We start from the raw sequence: 18,796 nt of genomic DNA, 5'->3' as shown, positions 1-18,796 counted from the left end.
AAGGCCGAGTGTCCTTGCCGCAGCCGCGATATCAAGTCGTTCACGATCGTCAAGCCCAGTCACCCGGCTATGATGCCGCACCTGCCGGGCCGCGCAATACCCGACTCACCGGCCCTGGAGGAGTTCCGCGGGCACTACTGCTGGTAACCCAAACCTGAACCGCGCCGGGCCCGAGCAGCGGAAGTGCCGGCCGGACATCCTGTTCGTAAATAACAGACCATCTGCGCACGTGGCGCTTATCAACTTCACGGAATGCGTAACGCGACAGAGGAGCAACTCGATCTTTCCACGAAGACATAGGTTGTGTTGGCGACGCAAAGAAGGTAACTGCATGACGAACGACCAACTCGCACCGTTTACGTCACGCATAACTTCTTCCCGAAAGGGCGCCAATGTTTGAGATCGACTTCCTCCCGGTTGCAAATTCAGCGGAAGATGCCGGCACGAAATCTGGTGACGCCATCGCTGCGAGATTCCATGACCATGCGGGTCAACAACGAGTGATCGTCATTGACGCGGGGTTTCAAGCTACCGGACAAGAGCTAGTTGAACACATCGTTGAATACTATCAAACCGAGTACGTTGACTTGGCTATTTCCACCCACCCCGATGGCGACCATATTAATGGCCTCTCTACAGTAATCGAGGAGCTCGAAGTTGGCGAGCTTCTCGTGCATCAACCGCGAGCGCACGCAGGGTCAGCAGCTTCATTTGTCACGAACATCGAAGCAGTCGACAGTCTGATCGAAACTTCTATTCGCCATCATACGGTTGTCTCAAGCCCCTTTACGGGGAAGACACGATTCGATGGAATACTAAGAATATTGGGTCCCGATCGCGTTTTCTACGAGCAACTCCTGGATGAACATATTGACGATGAACGCTCAGGCGCGCGACCATTAAATCTCACGCGAGCTGCCCGGAAATTTCGCAATATTTTCGCGGATGCAGTCTCTCTCATTCCATTCGAGGAGACGCTCACTGACTTCGGTGAAACAACGCCAAGGAACGAAACGTCGGTCGTCACACTCCTAACTATAGACGGCCAGAGGATTCTATTCACCGGCGATGCCGGACAAAGATCTTTGTCACGCATTGCCGATGAGTACGAACGTCAGGTCGGCAGCTTTAAAGACTCTCCACTTTCGATAATTCAGGTTCCCCACCATGGCAGCAGGAGAAACATTGGCCCAACCCTACTGGACCGTATTCTCGGACCACGCGGACTACCCCATTCAAACACCGAGGGCATAGTGTCCGCCGCAAGAGATGCGCCGAAGCATCCTTCTGCGAAGGTGACAAATGCATTCTTGCGTCGCGGTGCGAGCATTACGGTAACAGCAGGGCGAACGGTCTGCTGCCCGAATGGCGTAGCTATGCGTCCCGGCTGGGGGCCTGCTCCAGTGCTGCCCCCACTAGATGAAGGCAGCGAAGAGGATGACTGATCTACTCGACAAATTGGACTCTTACTCTCGGAAAGCACGGCTCTATCCAGCACTACTTGTCAGCCTCCCGGTCGCGTTATCAGTCACCCTTATCTTACCTGGGTTCACATTTGAGAAATTTTTACCAATCATCATCGCTGCCGGCATTCCTTTCTTTACGATGAGCGTAGTCCGCATTCGAGGACAACGGTTGCAAAAGAAGCTTGAGAAGACCTGGGGAGGCTTACCCACAACACAGATGCTGCGCATCGTCGGGGGCGAGGCGAACCGAGTATCAGTGGACAGACGTCGGCGACTATTAGCAAAGTTCATCGGAGAACCGCTGCCAACCGAAGAAGAGGAGCGCGAGAATCCCCTTGAGGCCGATCAGCGGTACATTCTTGCGACTCGCATACTGATAGCACGCGTCCGAGATCAGAGGGAAAAATACCCACGGGTCCACGACGAAAATGTAGGATTTGGATTTTGGCGCAACTTGCTAGCACTAAAGCCGTTCGCGCTTGCAATGCTCACTTTGACAATTATCGCCAACGGTATTGCATTGGCGTATACGCGTGAAGTATCTGGAGCATTGATAGCCATCCTACTGAACATCGCGTTTGCAGCTTGCTGGCTAACAATAGTGAAAGCGGATCGCGTACAGCAGCAAGGAGAGACCTACGCTGAACGACTTTACGAAACACTGGAGAACCTAACATCCGACGGCTCCTCCGATTAGCCAGTGCCCAGTAGATCTTTCGATTGGATGATACACTTGGGCTAAGTCCACGCTGAACATGTCACCCTCCCGTAAGGGGCTAGGTCAAATAGGGTTGGAGTCAGAAATCAACGACCAGTCACTCAATCAAGTATCTGACCTTGAACTCTATCAGCTAGTACGCCGGCCAACTCTTCATGCAGTAAGGATAATTCGCCGAGCACTCTCCGCGGAGGATTGGCTTTCAGAAACGATTAGCAGCTCAGGCAAACTCAAGCGCGAGGTTGCGATCAAATCTATCAATTGCGATAATCTAGATGGATTTGCAGACCTTGTCGAAGGTATCCGCGAGCGCCCAGTTGTAGCAGGCAAGTTCTCTCTCCCTTACAACGAATCTTTCGAACTAATACTGCATGAAGTTGCCTCGTTACCGCTGACACTTGCAGAAGTAATAACAAGAACTAACGGGCCTGACGACTCGCTAGACGAGGTCCTACTCAAATCATCGTTCGCTCAGCAAGAGCTGTACCTGCTAAATGTCGACCCTCGTGTGGATATCATCATCCCAATTCTTGGCGCGAAATTTACAGGTGCCATTTCGTTCAACGACTATGAAATAGTCGAGTTTACATCTCCATTTCGACAGAGATTCAGAGACGGCGCGGAAGTTTCACCCCGAGACGTCCAACGTCTCACGGACGCTACACACGCCATTCGCATAGCTAATGTCGCGTGTGTTCCTGGTGGATACGGAGAATACTTCGTCGCATCACCAAAAGAAGAGACCGATGAAATTATCTCCCGGCTTTTTCAGGCAGCCGCGATACTGCTGCCAGGCCATGCGACTCACGCTCAACTAGGTTTCTTTCCGCGTGGCTGGTCGACAAATTTAGCCGACGCGGAAAGGCCGTACGTTTACCTTCTTCGGGAGTACGGGTTCCGGATCGACAGCTTGGATCGCCGGGAACCAATTGTCATTTCGGCCCAGACCGCAAATGAAATGGGCTTGCTATCGAATTCGCTCTCAGCCGCACATCCAAGCATAAGGGTGGCCGCCCGTCGACTGGTCAGCTCTTACGATCGAGATAATGACGAGGACAGAATTATCGATCTCAGCATTGCCCTTGAAGCAATTCTCGGTTCCGGATTTAGCGAAACGGTCCACAGGATTAGCCTCCGCGCGGCAGCTCTCTTGTCATTAGCCGGGTGGGCGGATAGCAAGAAGAGCTATGACGCAATGAAAGGCATGTACAGCTACCGTTCAAGGGTTGTTCACGGAACACCAGGACCACATAAGCAAGATCTACTCAAAATAGACGGCGTCCCAATACACGCTTCTCGCTTCGCGATTGCAGCCCTATGCTCACTCCTTAAACTTATTCTTTCGATGGAGAATTTTCATCCGGATAAGATCGATGAAGAGTTCGTTTACGCCGCCTTTGACATACAAGCGGCGAAGCTTCGAGAATCAAACGACAGGAGTCGAGGCACCGAAGACACTTAGTCCCACGGAGGGGTACCAGCGCCTACTGGGAGATTTAGAATTCTTTTTTGGGTCTCCCGCCGCGTGGGCCCACTCGTACGCCAGCGGCCTGGAGCAGACTGTAAACCTTGCCGTAGGAGACACCGGGCAGCTCGACTACCGCGCGCGGACCGTCAGGCCGCTGCCATACTGTGCAACGACCGTCGGCTCGTTCAGGTGACATTTGATGCCGCGGCCGATCTTCGATACGTCCGTGCCGAGTTGGCGTAGCAATGCGCCGGTCCAGCTCGGCGACAGGTCGAATTCGCAGGCCGGCTCGACCATCGGCGTGCCGACAGGGCATGTAACCAACAGCCGGACGTTCCGTTCCGCCCGCTCTTCTTCGGCCGGGGTCTGTGGGCACACTGTTACCCGACCCCTGGTTGTCGGACGCCGAGCCGTATAACTGGCGGTGCAGGCACCGTTCGTTGTTCTCGTCGCTCTTCTTCCGTGTCGTGGGCAGCGGGGCGGCGTGCGTTGGCTGTCAGGCTGTCGTGGATCAGCCGTCACAACTCGTCTCGCGAGCCGTCACGCCGTCACGCGTGCTGTGACGGCGCCGAATGCTGCTTGACCTGCGGGAACGTCGCTTGTGACGGTTGTGATGGTCCTGCTCAAAGCCGTCACAACCGTCACTACAGGTCCTCCGCACAGGGCTTTGGGCCGTCGGCGGAACGCTTGTCACAACGTGTTGAGCGGCCGGAGTGCTGCGCGCCGCGCGATACGAGTTCAGCGGCCATGCTCGCGACCTTGTCGAGCGCCTTGACGTGTTCGGTCAGCCGGTCGAGCCCGAGCGTTGTGAGGCGGAGCTCTACGCGACGTCCTTTGGTTAGGGTCTCCACGTACCCAGCGGCGCGCAGCCGTTCGACATGCGGGGCGAACTTTCGCTCGCTCAGACGCAACACACCCTGGACAGTGACGTCGTCGCGCCAGCGCATGTCGGCCAGCAGGCACGCGATGAACAGCCGCACCGGCAGGAGCAGCAGCGGGTCAAGCTCGCGTTGGAAGGCTGGCGTGATCGGCTGAGAACTTGACGTCATTGCTCGATCGCCGACTGTTCGACAGTTGCGGGGGTCGGTGCACGGTGGAGGCAGGTCACGCAGGGCATCCCGACCGGACGCTCCAGCAACTCAAGCTCGCCAGGCCCGAACGCAGCGCCACAGTATGCGGTCAGCTGCTCTGGCGTGGACTCCTCCGCCGAGACCGGGAACACGTGAACGACGCGGCGAGACTCGCCAACCGTGCCGGGCAACGGGCGCGCGATGATCAGGCGAACGGTCATCGGGCGCCTCGCCGGGCGTGGTGATCGGCGGGAACGGGCGCGGTCGGGGCGCCGCCCGTTCCCGCCGACGTCGTGGTCCGGCCGCCCTGCTCAGGAATGAGCCGCACGCGTTGAGGCGGGCGCGGCGGCAGGACGGCCGGAGTCTGGAGGCGGCCGAACAGGCGACGCCAGCGTGACGGCTTCCTGGGACACGTGCGTTCGGGCGCCGGTGGGGCCGAGCGAAGCCGGACCAGCACGTTGCATGCGCCGCACCGACGACCCGGAGGCACCAGGCACGAGTCGAACGGCACTTCGCGGCCGCACAGCGAGTAGTAGCGGCCCGTCTGGTGCGCGACGCCGTCGGCAAGGTCTTCGTCGGTGACGGCGTGGTCCAGGTTGTCGGCCACGCTGCGGTGCCAGGTCACGTACAAGCGCGAAGGCCGCGAGACGCGTTCGCCCCTGGTCACGTTCGCTCCCCTGGTAGCCGGATGTGTTGAAATCATCCAAACCCGAGTGCTCGGCTGAGCCCAGAGCGCAAACGTCGCAGTTTCGCGGCGGAGACGTGGCAGTCGTCCGATCTACCTGGTGATATGCCTGCTAGGCTGTGATCAAGGTCAGCAGAGCGAGGTGTTCGGATGGTCAGCGTTCGTCGGCGCGATGAGCTTGTTTCAGCTCGTAAGGCGGCCGGGCTGACACAGGAGAAGCTCGCCGAGGTGATGTGCGTCGACCGATCAACCGTCATCCGGTGGGAAGCCGGCGAGTACGCGCCCCTGCCCTACCAGTGGCCGAAGCTGGCCAAGGTGCTCGGCCGCTCCGCCGACGAGCTGCGCGAGCTGATCGGCCTGCGCCTGCCCCAGGAAGCACCGACGCCCCGGTCAAGGCTTGAACCTGCGTTCGGCTGGCTGGATCGGCACGTTGGGTGGCCCCCAGGAACTACGCGCACGCGAGTCGCAGCAGCCGCGCCCGCGAGGTCGCATGGTGGCACTACTGCCGGCCGAAGTCTCGTCGCTGAGACCCTGGCGAGCTACTACGGCGATTCGATTCCTGGTCACGCGCAGTACGCCGCGCGGTGCGATCCACTTCGGATAGCGACCAGCGTTCTCACACGGCCGGAGTGGCTGGATTTGGCTTGCCCCTTGACGTTTGAGGGCGACCAGCTGGCGTTGGCGGCCGACGGCGAGGCGTCGCGCGCGAAGGTTGACGCAGCCGCCGCGGTTAGCAGGCTGGCTGAAGCCGCGACAGACGACGTACGTATCGCCGACGTGCCGCTCTATCGGCTCACGGACGTGCAGGTTCGGCCCGGCGCGGTCGGCGGCAAGGTCAGCGTGGTGCCGTTCGTCGAGTACGCGCTGAGCGTTGACCTTCTCGAACGCGAGCTACATGAGAGCCTGGCCGCCGGTCGCGACCGGATGCCGCTCCGGGACCGGTACCTGCCCGATCTTCCTGCCGTACTCGACCTTCAAGGACGGCTTTGTGCCGGTGGAGTCCTCGCCTTGACGGCGATCGCCCGGCCGGCCGACCCGTACCGCGGTGAAGCGGACTACCTACTTCTGGTCCAGGAGCGGTCGGGTCGCGTGCTGAACGCTGCGCGCAGGCTGGCCGTGATCCCGAAGAGCTTCCACGCACCGCTTGCCAACCACCGTGCCGACGCGCGGATCGGCGCCACGCTGCGGCGCGAACTGGAAGAAGAGCTGTTCGGACGGCTCGACGTCGACCGAACGACCGGAACGCAGCGCGCCGCCGACCCGATGCACCCGAGCAGGCTGTCTGCTCCGATGCGTTGGCTGAACGAGCAGCCCGGCCGGCTGCGGATGGAGTGCACGGGGTTCGGGCTCAACCTGGTCAGCGGGAACTACGAGTTCGCTAGCCTGGTTGTGATCGAGGACGAGGAGTTCTGGCCACGGTTCGGGGGCGACGTCGAAGCGAACTGGGAGGCCGCCGGGCTGCGGCAGTACTCGACGCTCGACGGCGACTTGATCAGCGAGCTGATCGGCGACGAAACCTGGAGCAATGAGGGGTTGTTCGCATTTCTCCAGGGCTTGCGTCGGCTCGCCGAGATAGGCGGCGATCGAGTGCGGATTCCCGCCGTCGAATTAGGTTGCTGACGGCCATCGGACGGTGAGGACCACCGAATCCGCCAACGCTTCCCAGGAATGGTCGACGCCTGGACCCCACATCACGTAATCGCCCTGCCGATTCATGATCTTGCCGCCGCCGGTGACTTCGACACGGAACTCCCCGGAGACGAGCATCACCAGCGTGGTCCGCTGGTCGTCAGACGTCCACTCAGGACGTTTGTCGCCCGCAGGGTGGTTGGCCCACTTGACTTCCACGTCCTTGGAGGCCCGGACACCCTGCGACGGGTCAATGAAGTGCCCGACCAGCCAGCCACGCGTCCCGGCCGCGTCCTCGTTGGCGTTGCCGGCGGTCCAACCGTCGCTCACTGGCTGATCTCCCATTCGATCTCGGGCAGTTTCACACGCGCTCCGCCGATTTGCGAAAGGCGCCTGATTCCTTGCGCCATGGCGAACAAACCTTCGTTGCTCCACGCTACATCACCCAGCAACTCGGTGACGAGTTCCGCGTCGGTAGTCGAATACTGACGAAGAGTCGCAGATTCCCAGTTCGCTTCTACCACTCCGCCGTAGCGTGCCCAGAATTCTTCGTCATCGATGACGATCAGGCTGGCGAACTCGTAGTTCCCGCTCACGAGGTTCAGGCCGAACCCCGTGCACTCCATCCGCAGACGGCCGGGCTCCGCCATGAGCCAGCTCATCGGCTCGGTGAGCTTGGTCGGGTGCAGCGGGTCGGCCGCCAGCATGTCGCCCAAGGTGTTGTCGATGTCCGGGCGGCCGAACAGCTCCTCTTCCATCTCGCGGCGGAGCGTCATGCCGACCTGGGCGTCTCGGCGGACGTCGGTGAGTGGCTGGTGGAAGCCCTTCGGGATCACCGCGAGCCGGCGCGCGGCATTGAGTACGTGGCCGGACCGCTCTTGGATCAGGAGCAGGTAGTCCGCCTCGCCGCGGTACGGGTCGGCAGGCCGGGCGATCGCGGTGAGCGCGAGCACGCCCCCTGCACACAGCCGGTCGCCGATGTCGAGCACCGACCGGAGATCCGGCAAGTAGCGGTCTCGGAGCGGCATCGCGCTCGAGCCGGTGGCCACGGCGTCCACCAGCTCGCCTTCGAGCAGGTCGACCGTCAGCGCGTAGTGCACGAACTGCGACATGCCGAACGTCCCGCCGAGCTGGTGTTCACGGATGTCCGTGCTCGTCAGCCGGTAGATCGGGCTGTCCGTTAGCCGGGTGTTCATGGACAGCGTCTCGGCGAGCCGCTGAACAGCGCGGCCGGCGGCGTGGGCGTCCAGGTCCAAGTCGACTTCAGGCTGCGCGCTCGGAACGCGGAACCGGTCGTGCGGCGGGCGCAGTTCGCAGTCCAGGTCCAGCGAGTCTGCGCAGGTCAGGACGCTGGTGTTCATGGCCAGCTCGCCACACCGCGCGGTGTACAGGCCATGGTCGTCGAGCCGGTTGCCGTAGTAGGTGGCCAGCGCTTCCGCGACTTCGCGCTGGCTGACCCAACCGCGTCGCGTGCCGCGGTCATGGAGGTCTTGGACGTCGACGCTCGCGACTCGCTCGGCAACGGCACGGCGCGCGGTGCCCGGCGTCCAGTGGGCGTGCCGGTCGAGCCACTCAAGAGCGGCGCCGATGTGGGGGTCCGCAGCAAGCCGCCGGTCGGCCTCCGTCGTGTCGACGGTCGGCCCCTCGCCGATCAGCTCGGCGAAGCGGACGCGCTCGGCCTCCGACGCCCGTTCATAGGCGGTGTCCAGAACCTGTTGCATCTCCGACTGCGGCCGGAGATCGGGTTTCTTGTGCCAGGACGCGACCGTGCGCGCGCTGATTCCGAGGTGTTCGGCGAACCGCTCCTGGCTGAGCCGCAATGCCGACTGCAATGCGACCGCTGTTCGCCCCGTCCATCCCCCGGCCGGACTCATCGCGCTCCCGAATGTCGCTGCTCTGCGGTGGTTGTGCAGTGGTCCTGCGGTGCTTGTGCATGGGTTGCGACGCCCTTCCGGCCTTGAATTAGAGGCATGGAAAACACCTCACACACCAAGTCGCTAACCCTTCGGTTTCACGTGCTCGACGACGGTCGCGAGGCTCGTTTGGACGTCCTCCAGCCGGTCTGTGATCTCGGCCAGTCGCTGTTCGAGCGCGTCCAGCCGGGACCACAGTTCATGGCCGTCGTCGACCGGCTCGTCCGGGTGCGGCGGCGTGCGATTCTGCAGCACGGCCAACAGATGCTGCGGATGCCAGCCCAGCGTCGTCGACAGGGCTTCAAGCGTCCGCGCGCTCCGACGGCGCTCCACCGTGTGGTGCTGGAGCTCGCGCACGATCGCCTGCGACACGTGCGACCGCTCGGCCAGCTCGCGTTGTCGCCAGCCGAGTTCGTTCACGCGCATGTTGATCGCCTTGGCGACTGCCGCCCAGTCCTCCGTCACGTATTCCTCCGCGCTCCGCCTCAGCGCCGAGATTAGCGGTTCATCGAGCTTTCATCGCGTCGCATAGCGCATTGCCTGCGGCGCGTCGGACAAACACGTCCGACGTAGAGCTGAAATCAACAACATAGTCTTGAAATCATCAGATTGGTTCTCTCATGAACGCCAAAACGACCTTTCACACCATTCCCGAGTCCGCGTGGATTCTCGGGGTCTCTCGCAACACCGTCAGCCGGGCGATCCGGACCGGCATGCTCCGCGCCACCCTCTGCCGCTCCGGCCTGCGCGTCTCGTCCGCCGAGCTGGCCAAGGCGCTTCAGGACGGAGGTGCGGCATGGAAGCCGACGACCTCTGGCTGATCGGCATCGCATGGCGGCTCGATCGTCTGCGGTGGGTACCTTCTGATGTCCTGCGCGACGTCGTGACCAGCGATGGAGCCTGTATGACACCGTCAGAGGCCGGTCCGCCGGACGCTCGCGATGACCGCGAGTTCGCCAAGCTGTTGTGCGGCGGCTGCCCGGTCCAGGACGAGTGCCTTGAACTGGAGCTTCGCATGGCCGGCGTCGACACAGTGGGCGTCTGGGGCGCGATGACCGACGATGACCGGCGCGCGCTGCACCCGCACTGGCTGTCTCGCGGCGAGCGTTTCGAGCGGGGTGCGCGATGAACGGACTCACCGTGACGCCGACGCAGATCCTCGCCGGTGTCGGCGTGCTGATCGTCCTGCTCTGGGTCTGGCGGGCCGGCGCTCGCCGGGCGAAGGCCGCAGCGGAAGCTGCCCGGTCTGGAGCGCGGCTCGTATCACTGGTCGGGCGCGTGCTGTTCAACGCCGGGTTGATCGTCGCCGTTCAGTGGGTGGTGATCGCTCACCCGGGTAGCCCGTGGCTGCTGTTCGCCGTGCTCGGGTTGCCGGCGCTGTTCGCGTCCTACGCACTGACCCGCGCCATGACCGTAACCACGGTCGACACCTCGAAGCGGGGTGGTCGGCGATGAACCGGGCACAACGGCTCGCACAGGACGCGGCCGAGGCCGCGGAGGTGCGCGCTTACCAGACCGATCCGGACGTCGTCGCGCTGCGGATCGAGCGCGTGCGACGGCAAGTCGATTGGATGTGCTGGTCCGGGGTCGTGCTCGGGCTGGCCTTCACGATGACCAACGTCCAGGGCTTCGCGTCGGCCGGGACGCGGCCAGGCTCCCTGCCGTGGCTCGCCGCGTGGGTGCTGGACCCGACCGTCTCGCTCGTCCTGCTGGCGATCCTGCGGGCGGAGCAAGTGACGGCGCGGTACCAGGTCAAGACGGGTGCGTGGGTGCGGCGGGCGAAGTGGTTCACGCTCGCGGCTACGTACGTGATGAACACCTGGACGTCGTTCGCGGCTGGGGAAGCTGCCTCGATCGTGCTGCACTCGGTGCCGCCGCTGGTCGTGTTCGTCGCCGTCGAGGCGATCACCGACCTGCGGGACAAGCTGACCGACGCCGTACTGGTAGCTGCCGAACGGCGTCCCGTCCAGCAGGAGACCGGCGGGCGGCGCGTGCTGTTCGCCGACTACCTCGCCGTCGCTCGGGAGATGTGGACGCCGGACGTCGAGATCACGCCGGCGTGGGTGCGGCGGGCAACCGGGTGCTCACGTGGCCTGTCGCCCCGGCTGGCGCGGGCGCTGCGGGCGGAGGTGGGTCATGACTGACTCGTTGCCGGTCAAGGCCGATCCCGTGTTCGACGGCGAGCTGATCGACGACACGTTGCCGCAACCGCGCCCGCGCGCACCGAGGAGGAATCGCTTCGTGTTGTGGTGGCTGCACTCGTCGCGCGTGCCGCTGTGGCTGAAGAGCAAGCCGCAGGCGAGGCAAGCGCTCAAGGATGCCGTGGTGTGGCTGGTGCTGTCGCCGTTGCGGTTCCTCGGTGCCGTGGTGCGCGGTGTCGTGGTCGGCGCGCGGTGGTGGCGCGGTTGGGTGACTGTCCGGGACTACCGGACGGCCGCAGAGGAGTCGGAGAAGCTGGCCGACAAGTTCACCGAGATCCGAGCGCTCACGCTGTTCCGGTGGAAGGTGACCGGTGCTGTTCTGGTCGGTGCGGCCGTGGCGGTCGCTGTCGTCGATCTCGTGTACGGAACCGATCCTTTGTGGATCGGCGGAGCCGCCGCCTGTGTAGCGCTCGCGATCCTCGGGCGTAAGAAAGACGGTAGTCCCGGGCGCAAACCCGCGCTCGCCGGACCACGGACGTTGACGTGGACGATGGACCCGCAGGTCCTGGTGGACGCGTTCCGCGACGCGAAGCTGATCGGCAAGGACGAGACATTGCGGCTCGTCGAGCGTGCGACGCGCGTCGGCGATGGTTGGGCGGTCACCGTCGACCTTCCGGCCACGCGCAAGGCAGCCGACGTGGTGAAGAACCGGGACGCGCTCGCGTCGGCCCTCGCGGTTGATGAAGTGCAGCTCATCGTGGAGCGCGTCCGCGGCAATGGCGGGCACGCCGGGCGGGTGTCGATGTGGGTAGCCGATGAGGACCCGTACAGCTCGCCACCGTTGCGGACGCCATTGCTCGGCGTGACGCAGTGGGACGCGTGGCGGCCGATCCCGTTCGGACGGGATGCGCGTGCCCGGCGGATCGACCTGCCGCTGGTGTGGACGTCACTGCTTGTGGGTGCGATCCCGCGGCAGGGCAAGACGTTTGCCGCCCGGCTGGCCGCGGCCGGGCTCATCCTGGACGCGTGGGTGCGGCTGTACGTCGCGGACTTCAAGGCCGGAAAGGACTGGGACGCGGCTGGCCTGGTTGCGCACCGGTTCATGTCCGGTGACGAATCCGAACACGTCCTGGCCCTGGTGGACTGGCTGATTGAGCTGGTCGGCGAGGTCCAGACGCGGTTCCGGCGGATGCGCGACCTGGACGACCTGACGTGCCCGGAGTCGAAGGTCACGCCAGAGATGTCCCGCGACAAGGCGCTGGACATGCCGATTACCGCGATCTTCATCGATGAGGTCCAAGTTCCCTTGGAAGACCGCACACCCGTTGACGTTCAGGGAAAGAAGCTTCCTGCGGGCGAGTACGTCGGCGAGCTGCTGACGTGGCTGGCGAAGAAGGGGCCGGCGGCCGGGATCGTGCTTGTCCTCGCCACGCAGCGACCGGACTCGAAGACCATCCCGTCCGGGCTCCGCGCGGTGCTCGGGTCGCGGTTCGCCCTGCGGGTGATGGACTGGCGCGACTCCAACATCGTGCTCGGCGAGCAGATGAACACGCGCGGATTCGACTCATCCCGGCTGTTGCCCTCACACAAGGGCGTGGGCATCCTGCGGCCGGACGGCGACACGGCGGCCGGGGCGGACGTGCTGGCTATGACGGTCCGGACCTACTACATGCCGAACGAGGACTGGCGAACCATCTGCGAGCAGGGCCGGGCACTGCGCGAGGCCGCCGGGACGCTCACGGGGCACGCGGCCGGCCAGGACGCGACGCCGGTGCTCGACCATGCTGCGGCTTTCAAGGCAATCGGTGCAGGTCAGCCCGTTGACACGGTTCAGCTGCCTGAGCTGCTTGCGTCGCTCGTCGACTACCTGGGCGACGATCTGGGCCCGGACGGCCGGGAGTTCGTGCCCACGGCCGAACTGCTGGGTGCCTTGGAGATCGACCGCAAGACGTTCGCCCAGGAGATGACCGACCTGGGATGCCGGCCGACACGCGACCGCGTGACCGGGGAAGACGGCGAGATGCGGCAGGTTCGCGGGTATCGGACGGCTGAAATCAGGAGCGCAATCGACCGCGCAAGGGAAGGCGGCGAATCGACCGGGCAGGAAGGTCGGTCATGAGCGCCACTCACTCCGAGGATCGACCGATCCAGGTTATCCTACCTGCGGGATTGCCGGAGCTGACGCCAGTCGTGGCACGCGGACTGATGGCCGTTCTGATCGAGCTTACCAAGGTGCCGGTGTTGGACGGACCGGCAGAGGAGGAACCGTGACGGCTGAAATCAGCAACGACCCGTGGTCGACGCTGGACGACATCCTTGGTCTTGAGGTGGCCGAGCCGGTCGACGACGGGATCGGTGAGCTGGCGGTCTACGGCCGGTGCTCGACGGAAGACAACCAGGACCCGGAGACCTCTCGCGGCTGGCAGTTCGGGAACGCGCGGAAGTTCGTCGAACCGTTGGGCGGCCGGATCGCCGCCGAGTACTTCGACATCGGGCAGTCGCGGTCGGTCCCCTGGGAGCGTCGGAACGAGGCTTCCCAGTTGCTAGCCGAGTTGAAGAACCCGCGGCGGACGTGGAACGCCGTCGTGGTCGGCGAGGGCACCCGGTGTTGGTTCGGCAATCAGTTCTCACTGATCGCGCCACGGTTCGCCGCGTACGGCGTTGACCTGTGGGTGCCAGAGCTTGGCGGGAAGTACGACGCGCGGAACCCATCGCACAAGATGCTCATGAGCGTGCTCGGCGGGATGAGCGAGTCGGAACGCCAACACGTCCAAGCTCGTGTCCGCGCCGCGATGGATGCGCAGGTTGTCAACGAAGGGCGACACCAGGGCGGCCGGGCGCCGTACGGGTACGTCGTCGTTGACGGCGGTCCGCATCCGAACCCCCGAAAGGCCGCTGAGGGGTTCCGGCTGCGCGTGCTGGCCATCGATCCCGACGCAGCCGAGGTGGTCCAACGGATCTTCTCCGAATACATGGAAGGCGTCGGCGATCGAGCCATCGCGAAGGGGCTCAATGAGGACGGAGTGCCCTGCCCTTCCGAACGCCGGCCCGACCAGAACCGGCACCGGCTCGCCGACGGCTGGCAAGGCAGCACCGTCCGATCCATCCTGGAGAATCCGCGATACACCGGGTACGCGATCTTCGGGCGTTGGACCAAGCACGAGACGCTTCTGAATCCGGATGACGTCGGCGCGGGGCACGTCGTGCGGTTCAAGCGGGCGGCGCCGGATCGCGTTGTTCGGTCGCGGCGACCTGCGCACCCGGAGATTGTTTCTGTCGAGGCGTTCACTCAGGCGCAGTTGATGCGCCGGTCACGCGCGGCCGGTGGACTGCCTGGGATTGCCAAGCTCGAACGGAATCGAGCGGCCACGAAGCACACGTACCTGTTGAAGGGACTAGTGCGATGCGAGATCTGTACCCGGAAGATGCAGGGTGCTGCGATCCGGAAGGGCGTCTACTACCGGTGCATTGCTCGAACGATGGCGCCGGGTTCGGCGGCGTTGGCCGATCACCCGAAGACGGTCAACCTACGCGAGGACGTCGTGGTCCCGCCGATCAACGACTGGCTGTGCCAGATCTTTGCCCCGGACAACCGCGACGAGACGGTACGGCTGCTCACCGGGTCGCAGGACAGCCGGGTGGACGGCCGTCGAGCCAGCGCGAAGAAGCGGCTGAAGGCCGCCGAGGAGAAGCTACGGCGACACTTGGCGGCCATCGAGGCCGGCGTAGACCCCGTCAACTTCGTCGAGCCGATGAAGCGCGCACAGGCCGAGCGGCAGGCCGCCATGGAGGAGCTGAAGCACCTGCCGGACACGCAAGCGGTCGACATTGCGGAGGTGTACGCGATGCTCGACCAACTCGGCGACGTCGCCAGGCACCTCAACTCGCGCAGCTCGGAGAGGATCACGCAGGTCTACCGCGACCTGGGCCTACAGGTGGTCTACGACAACAAAAAAGAGGCAGTCACTGTGACTGCCTCTCCCCGTGTGGGTAACGTGTGTGTCCGAGGGGGGACTTGAACCCCCACGCCCGTTAAGGGCACTAGCACCTCAAGCTAGCGCGTCTGCCATTCCGCCACTCGGACCTGCTGAAGAAAGAGTATACGGCCACCCCGCCCCCTCGTTCAGGGGGGTGCACATCCACCTCCTCTCCCCCTCTGGCAAGATCGTCAAGTTTCACCCCACCTGCATCGATTCAGCCCGCCGGCCCAGGGCGAACATCAGCAACGGCTCCTCGTAGCGGTAGCGATCCGTGCCGGACGGCTGCAGCAGGTGGGCGTCGACCAGGGATTCCAGCAGGACCGCCGCGTCGGGCAGGGGTAGGTCCAGGGTGGTGGCGGCCGTCGCGACCGAGAGCGGGGTCGGCGAGGCCAGCAGGCTGAATGCCCTCGACTGGGCCGGGGTCAGCTGGGCCAGGGCGGACTCGTACGGCTTCTCGATCGCCCAGCACTCCGGGGGTGTCACCGGGGCTCCTGGGGCCGGGCGGCCCAGGCGGGTCAGGGCCTCCGCCAGGGTCCAAGCCGGGCGGGCGGACAGTCTGGCTCCCACCGCCTGGATCACCTGGGGGAAGCCCGCCGTGCGCTCGGCCAGGGCCTGCGATGCCTGGGGGTCCTGGGTCACGCGGTCGCGGCCGATCAGGCGCTCGAGCAGGGCCAGCGAATCCGACGGGGTCAGGCCGCCCAGTTTGGTCCAGTGGGCGTGCGGGAGGCCGTACAGGCGCCTGCGGGCCGTGATGATCAGGGCTGGTCCCGCTGGGCCTGGGATGAGGGGGCGGATCTCCTCCTCGGTACGAGCGTCGTCCAGGACGACCAGCAGCTTCAGGCCCGTTGTCCGGGCTCGCCACAACGCCGCGCGTTCGCTGGGTGAAGGCGGCGGTGGAACTCCGATTGCGCGCAACAGCTCTGCCAGCGGGTCCGGGGACGCCGACAGGTCCACGAACAGGCGGCCGTCCGGGTAGGACTGGGACACCTCGTGCGCCGCGTGGACCGCCAACGTTGTCTTGCCGATCGCAGCCAGGCCTTCGATGCCGAGGACCGGGACCGAAGACGACGGCTTCAGGCTTGAGACCAGCGTCGCCAGCTCGGTGGCGCGGCCGGTGAACTCCGGGAGTTGCGGGGGTAGCTGGGAAGGGCCCGTCGATACCGGGGTCAGCGTCGGGTCCGCTGCCAGGATGCGGCGCTGCATCTCCTTCAGCTCCGGGCCCGGGTACAGGCCCAGTTCGGACTCCAGGAGCTGCTGCGTGCGTGTGAACACCGCGAGCGCCTCCGCCTGGCGGCCTGAGCGGTACAGCGCCAGCATCTGCAGCTCGCGGGGGCGCTCGCGCAACGGCTGCTCGGCGATCAGGTCGGCCAGGTCCACCGCCGCCTCCGCGGGCCTGCCTTCCGCGATGTCGGCCGCCGCCAGGGCTTCGCGGGCGGTCAGGCGCAGCTCGGCCAGGCGCACGCGCTCCGCCTCTGCGTAGGCGCCGTTCAGGCCGGACAGCGGGGTGCCGCGCCACAACGCCAGTGCCTCGCGCAGAACCGCCGCCGGCGCGCCGGAGCGGGCCGAGGACAGGAGGCGCTGGAACTCCGTCAGGTCCAGGGCCGGGGCGCTCAGCGCGTAGCCGCCGGCCGACGACTCGATCGGGACGCCCGCGTGGCGCAGGCGGGAGACGTAGGAGCGGACCATGCCGAGCGCGGCTCTGGGCTCGGCGCCGCTCCAGAGGGCCGAGACCAGCTGGGACGGGGTCAGCGGGGTGCCGCCTTGCAGGAGCAGCACCGCCAGCGCGGCCCGCTGCTGGGGTGGGCCCAGCTCGACCTCGACGTCGTCGCGCCACGCTCGGACCGGGCCCAGCAGCTCGTACCGCATCACGCCGGGTGAACCCGTGGCGACGGACCGGTATTCCCGTCACGCCGCGCGCGACGACGCCCGCAGGGCCGGGACCACCTCCGCGCCCAGCAGGTCGATCTGGTCCAGCGCCGCCTCGTGGGGCAGGCCCATGCCGTCGACGTTGAACAGCTGCCTTCGGTAGTCGCCGAAGTCCTCGCGGAACCGCATGGTCCGGTCGATGACCTGCTGCGGGCTGCCCACGGCCAACGGCGTCTGCGCCATCGTCTCCTCGAGCGACGGGCCGTGGCCGTAGATCGGCGAATTGTCGAAGTACGGGCGGAACTCCGCGATCGCGTCCTGGGAGCGGCGGCGCATGAACACCTGGCCGCCGAGGCCGACGATCGCCTGCTCGGCCGGGCCGTGGCCGTGGTGCTCGAAGCGCTCCCGGTAGAAGGCGACCATGCGGCGGGTGTGGTCGACCGGCCAGAAGATGTTGTTGTGGAAGAAGCCGTCGCCGTAGTACGCCGCCTGCTCGGCGATCTGGGGGCTGCGGATCGACCCGTGCCAGACGAACGGCGGCGTCCCGCCGAGCGGCCGGGGCGTCGACGTGAAGCCCTGCAACGGCGTCCGGAACCGCCCGGACCAGTCCACGACCTCCTCGCGCCACAGCCGCCGCAGCAGCGCGTAGTTCTCCACGGCCAGCGCGATGCCGTCGCGGATGTCCTTGCCGAACCACGGGTACACCGGGCCGGTGTTGCCGCGGCCAAGCATCAGGTCGAGGCGGCCGTCGGCGAGGTGCTGCAGCGTCGCGTAGTCCTCGGCGATCTTGACCGGGTCGTTCGTGGTGATCAGCGTCGTCGACGTCGACAGCGTGATCCGGCTCGTGCGCGCCGCGATGAACCCGAGCAGGGTGGTCGGCGACGACGGCACGAACGGCGGGTTGTGGTGCTCCCCCGTGGCGTAGACGTCGAGGCCGGCCTCCTCGGCGCGGACGGCCAGCTCGACCATCCGCTTGATCCGCTCGTGCTCGGTGGGCGCGCGGCCGGTTCCGGGGTCGGGCGCGATGTCGCCGACCCCGAAGATCCCGAACTCCATCACAGCTCTCCGAACGCTTCGCGGTGGTCGGCGAGCCAGCCGGCGAAGTCCTGCAGCCGCGGGTTCAGCCGCCGCACCGCCTCGGGGTCGCGCGCGCCGGCGAAGACGTTTTCGTGCTCGGCGTAGTAGAAGAACATGTTCGCGAGGTCGTCGGCGCCGGGAGCGCCCGAAGCACGCAGGTCTTCGACGGCCATCGGCCGGTAGGCGACGTCGGTGCCGAGCTGCTTCGCGAACGCCGCCGCGTACTCCTCGCCGGTCAGGTTCTCGCCGGAGATGCTGATCGTCTGCCCCGCGAGTTCCGGCCCGGCGGCGAAGACCCCGAACGCGGTCCGCCCGATGTCCTCGGCCGCGATGCCCGGCAGCCGGCCGGCGGCCATCGGCAGGTGCAGCGCGAGGACGCCGTCGGCGTCGCGGACCGGGCGGAAGAAGTCCGTGAAGGCCTCGAAGTAGAACGTCGTCGAGAGGAACGTCGTGGGCACGCCCGCTTCGGCGAAGAACGTCTCGGCCTCGGCCTTGCTGTCGAAGTGCGGGACCTTGTAGCGCCCGTGCAGCGTCGGCGCGCGGTCGTCGTCGCGCAGGTGGAGGCGGGTGTCGGGCAGGGTCGACCAGATCACGTGCCGCAGCCCGGCCGCCTTGGCGGCGCCGGCCATCGCGCGGGCCTGCCGCTGTTCGCGCTCCACGGAGTTGTACTCCCAGAACGCGGTGACGAGATAAGCGCCGTACGCGCCTTCGAATGCCTTCGTCAGGCTCGCTTCGTCGTCGAGGTCGGCGGCGACGACTTCGGCGCCGCGCGCGGCGAGGGCC

The 18,796-nt window shown here is 65.3% G+C and carries 19 protein-coding genes and 1 tRNA gene; 10 read left to right on the top strand and 10 right to left on the bottom strand.

Annotation, left to right across the window (positions count from 1 at the left end):
• Positions 1-392: 392 nt before the first annotated feature.
• The 3 genes from G3I65_RS47625 (at position 393) to G3I65_RS47615 (ending at position 3,646) form a co-directional block, all read left to right on the top strand.
• The gene (locus tag G3I65_RS47625) at positions 393-1,445 is read left to right on the top strand and encodes a ComEC/Rec2 family competence protein (protein ID WP_160701996.1); all 1,053 of its coding nucleotides are present in this window, start codon (positions 393-395) and stop codon (positions 1,443-1,445) included.
• Positions 1,438-2,163 (top strand): hypothetical protein, encoded by a 726-nt coding sequence (locus G3I65_RS47620; protein ID WP_160701994.1) that lies wholly within the window; start codon positions 1,438-1,440, stop codon positions 2,161-2,163. Before G3I65_RS47625 ends, G3I65_RS47620 begins: the two co-directional genes overlap by 8 nt.
• 94 nt (positions 2,164-2,257) lie before the next feature.
• Positions 2,258-3,646 (top strand): HEPN domain-containing protein, encoded by a 1,389-nt coding sequence (locus tag G3I65_RS47615; protein ID WP_160701991.1) that lies wholly within the window; start codon positions 2,258-2,260, stop codon positions 3,644-3,646.
• 135 nt (positions 3,647-3,781) lie between these two features.
• On the opposite strand, the gene G3I65_RS47610 is transcribed toward G3I65_RS47615, so the two are convergent.
• From G3I65_RS47610 to G3I65_RS47600, 3 genes are all read right to left on the bottom strand, one after another.
• The gene (locus G3I65_RS47610; RefSeq protein WP_160701989.1) at positions 3,782-3,949 is read right to left on the bottom strand and encodes a hypothetical protein; all 168 of its coding nucleotides are present in this window, start codon (positions 3,947-3,949) and stop codon (positions 3,782-3,784) included.
• A gap of 347 nt (positions 3,950-4,296) precedes the next feature.
• Positions 4,297-4,701: a transcriptional regulator gene (locus G3I65_RS47605; RefSeq protein ID WP_239071875.1), complete on the bottom strand. Its 405-nt coding sequence runs from the start codon at positions 4,699-4,701 to the stop codon at positions 4,297-4,299.
• Between the two features lie 238 nt (positions 4,702-4,939).
• A complete protein-coding gene (locus G3I65_RS47600; RefSeq protein WP_160701987.1) occupies positions 4,940-5,389 on the bottom strand; it encodes a hypothetical protein in 450 nt (149 codons plus the stop codon).
• A 168-nt stretch (positions 5,390-5,557) separates the two neighbouring features.
• On the opposite strand from G3I65_RS47600, the gene G3I65_RS47595 reads away from it, so the two are divergent.
• Positions 5,558-7,027 (top strand): helix-turn-helix transcriptional regulator, encoded by a 1,470-nt coding sequence (locus tag G3I65_RS47595; protein ID WP_160701985.1) that lies wholly within the window; start codon positions 5,558-5,560, stop codon positions 7,025-7,027.
• On the opposite strand, the gene G3I65_RS47590 is transcribed toward G3I65_RS47595, so the two are convergent.
• From G3I65_RS47590 to G3I65_RS47580, 3 genes are all read right to left on the bottom strand, one after another.
• Positions 7,016-7,366 (bottom strand): signal peptidase I, encoded by a 351-nt coding sequence (locus tag G3I65_RS47590; RefSeq protein WP_160701983.1) that lies wholly within the window; start codon positions 7,364-7,366, stop codon positions 7,016-7,018. The genes G3I65_RS47595 and G3I65_RS47590 overlap by 12 nt on opposite strands.
• The gene (locus G3I65_RS47585; protein WP_239071873.1) at positions 7,363-8,910 is read right to left on the bottom strand and encodes a transcriptional regulator; all 1,548 of its coding nucleotides are present in this window, start codon (positions 8,908-8,910) and stop codon (positions 7,363-7,365) included. The genes G3I65_RS47590 and G3I65_RS47585 overlap by 4 nt, the downstream gene beginning before the upstream one ends.
• 123 nt (positions 8,911-9,033) lie before the next feature.
• On the bottom strand, positions 9,034-9,414 hold the full coding sequence (locus G3I65_RS47580) for a helix-turn-helix domain-containing protein (RefSeq protein WP_160701981.1): 381 nt from the start codon (positions 9,412-9,414) through the stop codon (positions 9,034-9,036).
• Between the two features lie 155 nt (positions 9,415-9,569).
• On the opposite strand from G3I65_RS47580, the gene G3I65_RS47575 reads away from it, so the two are divergent.
• From G3I65_RS47575 to G3I65_RS47550, 6 genes are all read left to right on the top strand, one after another.
• Positions 9,570-9,770, top strand: a complete 201-nt coding sequence (locus G3I65_RS47575; RefSeq protein ID WP_160701979.1) for a helix-turn-helix domain-containing protein — start codon at positions 9,570-9,572, stop codon at positions 9,768-9,770.
• A complete protein-coding gene (locus tag G3I65_RS47570; protein ID WP_160701977.1) occupies positions 9,746-10,078 on the top strand; it encodes a WhiB family transcriptional regulator in 333 nt (110 codons plus the stop codon). Before G3I65_RS47575 ends, G3I65_RS47570 begins: the two co-directional genes overlap by 25 nt.
• On the top strand, positions 10,075-10,404 hold the full coding sequence (locus tag G3I65_RS47565) for a hypothetical protein (protein WP_160701975.1): 330 nt from the start codon (positions 10,075-10,077) through the stop codon (positions 10,402-10,404). Before G3I65_RS47570 ends, G3I65_RS47565 begins: the two co-directional genes overlap by 4 nt.
• Positions 10,401-11,093: a hypothetical protein gene (locus tag G3I65_RS47560; protein WP_160701973.1), complete on the top strand. Its 693-nt coding sequence runs from the start codon at positions 10,401-10,403 to the stop codon at positions 11,091-11,093. Before G3I65_RS47565 ends, G3I65_RS47560 begins: the two co-directional genes overlap by 4 nt.
• Positions 11,086-13,209, top strand: coding sequence for a cell division protein FtsK (locus tag G3I65_RS47555; protein ID WP_160701971.1), 2,124 nt, complete (start codon positions 11,086-11,088; stop codon positions 13,207-13,209). Before G3I65_RS47560 ends, G3I65_RS47555 begins: the two co-directional genes overlap by 8 nt.
• A gap of 148 nt (positions 13,210-13,357) precedes the next feature.
• Positions 13,358-15,109, top strand: a complete 1,752-nt coding sequence (locus G3I65_RS47550; RefSeq protein ID WP_160701969.1) for a recombinase family protein — start codon at positions 13,358-13,360, stop codon at positions 15,107-15,109.
• Here the strand turns inward: G3I65_RS47550 and G3I65_RS47545 are convergent.
• The 4 genes from G3I65_RS47545 to G3I65_RS47530 all read right to left on the bottom strand — a co-directional run.
• Positions 15,091-15,174, bottom strand: a tRNA-Leu gene (locus G3I65_RS47545). The genes G3I65_RS47550 and G3I65_RS47545 overlap by 19 nt on opposite strands.
• A 91-nt stretch (positions 15,175-15,265) precedes the next feature.
• Positions 15,266-16,936 (bottom strand): AfsR/SARP family transcriptional regulator, encoded by a 1,671-nt coding sequence (locus tag G3I65_RS47540; protein ID WP_160701967.1) that lies wholly within the window; start codon positions 16,934-16,936, stop codon positions 15,266-15,268.
• A gap of 39 nt (positions 16,937-16,975) precedes the next feature.
• Entirely contained in the window at positions 16,976-17,992 is a 1,017-nt protein-coding gene (locus G3I65_RS47535; protein ID WP_160701965.1) for a CE1758 family FMN-dependent luciferase-like monooxygenase, read from the bottom strand.
• A partial coding sequence (locus G3I65_RS47530) for an NmrA family NAD(P)-binding protein (protein ID WP_160701963.1) occupies positions 17,992-18,796 on the bottom strand: 805 nt, incomplete at its 5' end. The genes G3I65_RS47535 and G3I65_RS47530, both read right to left, overlap by 1 nt.

The sequence above is a fragment of the Amycolatopsis sp. SID8362 genome (genome assembly GCF_010550475.1).
GTDB lineage: Bacteria > Actinomycetota > Actinomycetes > Mycobacteriales > Pseudonocardiaceae > Amycolatopsis > Amycolatopsis eburnea.
The sequence above is the reverse complement of the archived record's forward strand: the minus strand, read 5'-3'. Positions and strand labels throughout refer to the sequence as shown.

Excerpts from the sequence above, each read along its gene's own strand:
- G3I65_RS47625 (WP_160701996.1), top strand. The coding sequence starts at position 393 with ATGTTTGAGATCGACTTCCTCCCGGTTGCAAATTCAGCGGAAGATGCC.
- G3I65_RS47620 (WP_160701994.1), top strand. The coding sequence starts at position 1,438 with ATGACTGATCTACTCGACAAATTGGACTCTTACTCTCGGAAAGCACGG.
- G3I65_RS47610 (WP_160701989.1), bottom strand. The coding sequence starts at position 3,949 with ATGGTCGAGCCGGCCTGCGAATTCGACCTGTCGCCGAGCTGGACCGGC.
- G3I65_RS47605 (WP_239071875.1), bottom strand. The coding sequence starts at position 4,701 with ATGACGTCAAGTTCTCAGCCGATCACGCCAGCCTTCCAACGCGAGCTT.
- G3I65_RS47595 (WP_160701985.1), top strand. The coding sequence starts at position 5,558 with ATGGTCAGCGTTCGTCGGCGCGATGAGCTTGTTTCAGCTCGTAAGGCG.
- G3I65_RS47585 (WP_239071873.1), bottom strand. The coding sequence starts at position 8,910 with ATGAGTCCGGCCGGGGGATGGACGGGGCGAACAGCGGTCGCATTGCAG.
- G3I65_RS47575 (WP_160701979.1), top strand. The coding sequence starts at position 9,570 with ATGAACGCCAAAACGACCTTTCACACCATTCCCGAGTCCGCGTGGATT.
- G3I65_RS47570 (WP_160701977.1), top strand. The coding sequence starts at position 9,746 with ATGGAAGCCGACGACCTCTGGCTGATCGGCATCGCATGGCGGCTCGAT.
- G3I65_RS47565 (WP_160701975.1), top strand. The coding sequence starts at position 10,075 with ATGAACGGACTCACCGTGACGCCGACGCAGATCCTCGCCGGTGTCGGC.
- G3I65_RS47560 (WP_160701973.1), top strand. The coding sequence starts at position 10,401 with ATGAACCGGGCACAACGGCTCGCACAGGACGCGGCCGAGGCCGCGGAG.
- G3I65_RS47555 (WP_160701971.1), top strand. The coding sequence starts at position 11,086 with ATGACTGACTCGTTGCCGGTCAAGGCCGATCCCGTGTTCGACGGCGAG.
- G3I65_RS47540 (WP_160701967.1), bottom strand. The coding sequence starts at position 16,936 with ATGCGGTACGAGCTGCTGGGCCCGGTCCGAGCGTGGCGCGACGACGTC.
- G3I65_RS47535 (WP_160701965.1), bottom strand. The coding sequence starts at position 17,992 with ATGGAGTTCGGGATCTTCGGGGTCGGCGACATCGCGCCCGACCCCGGA.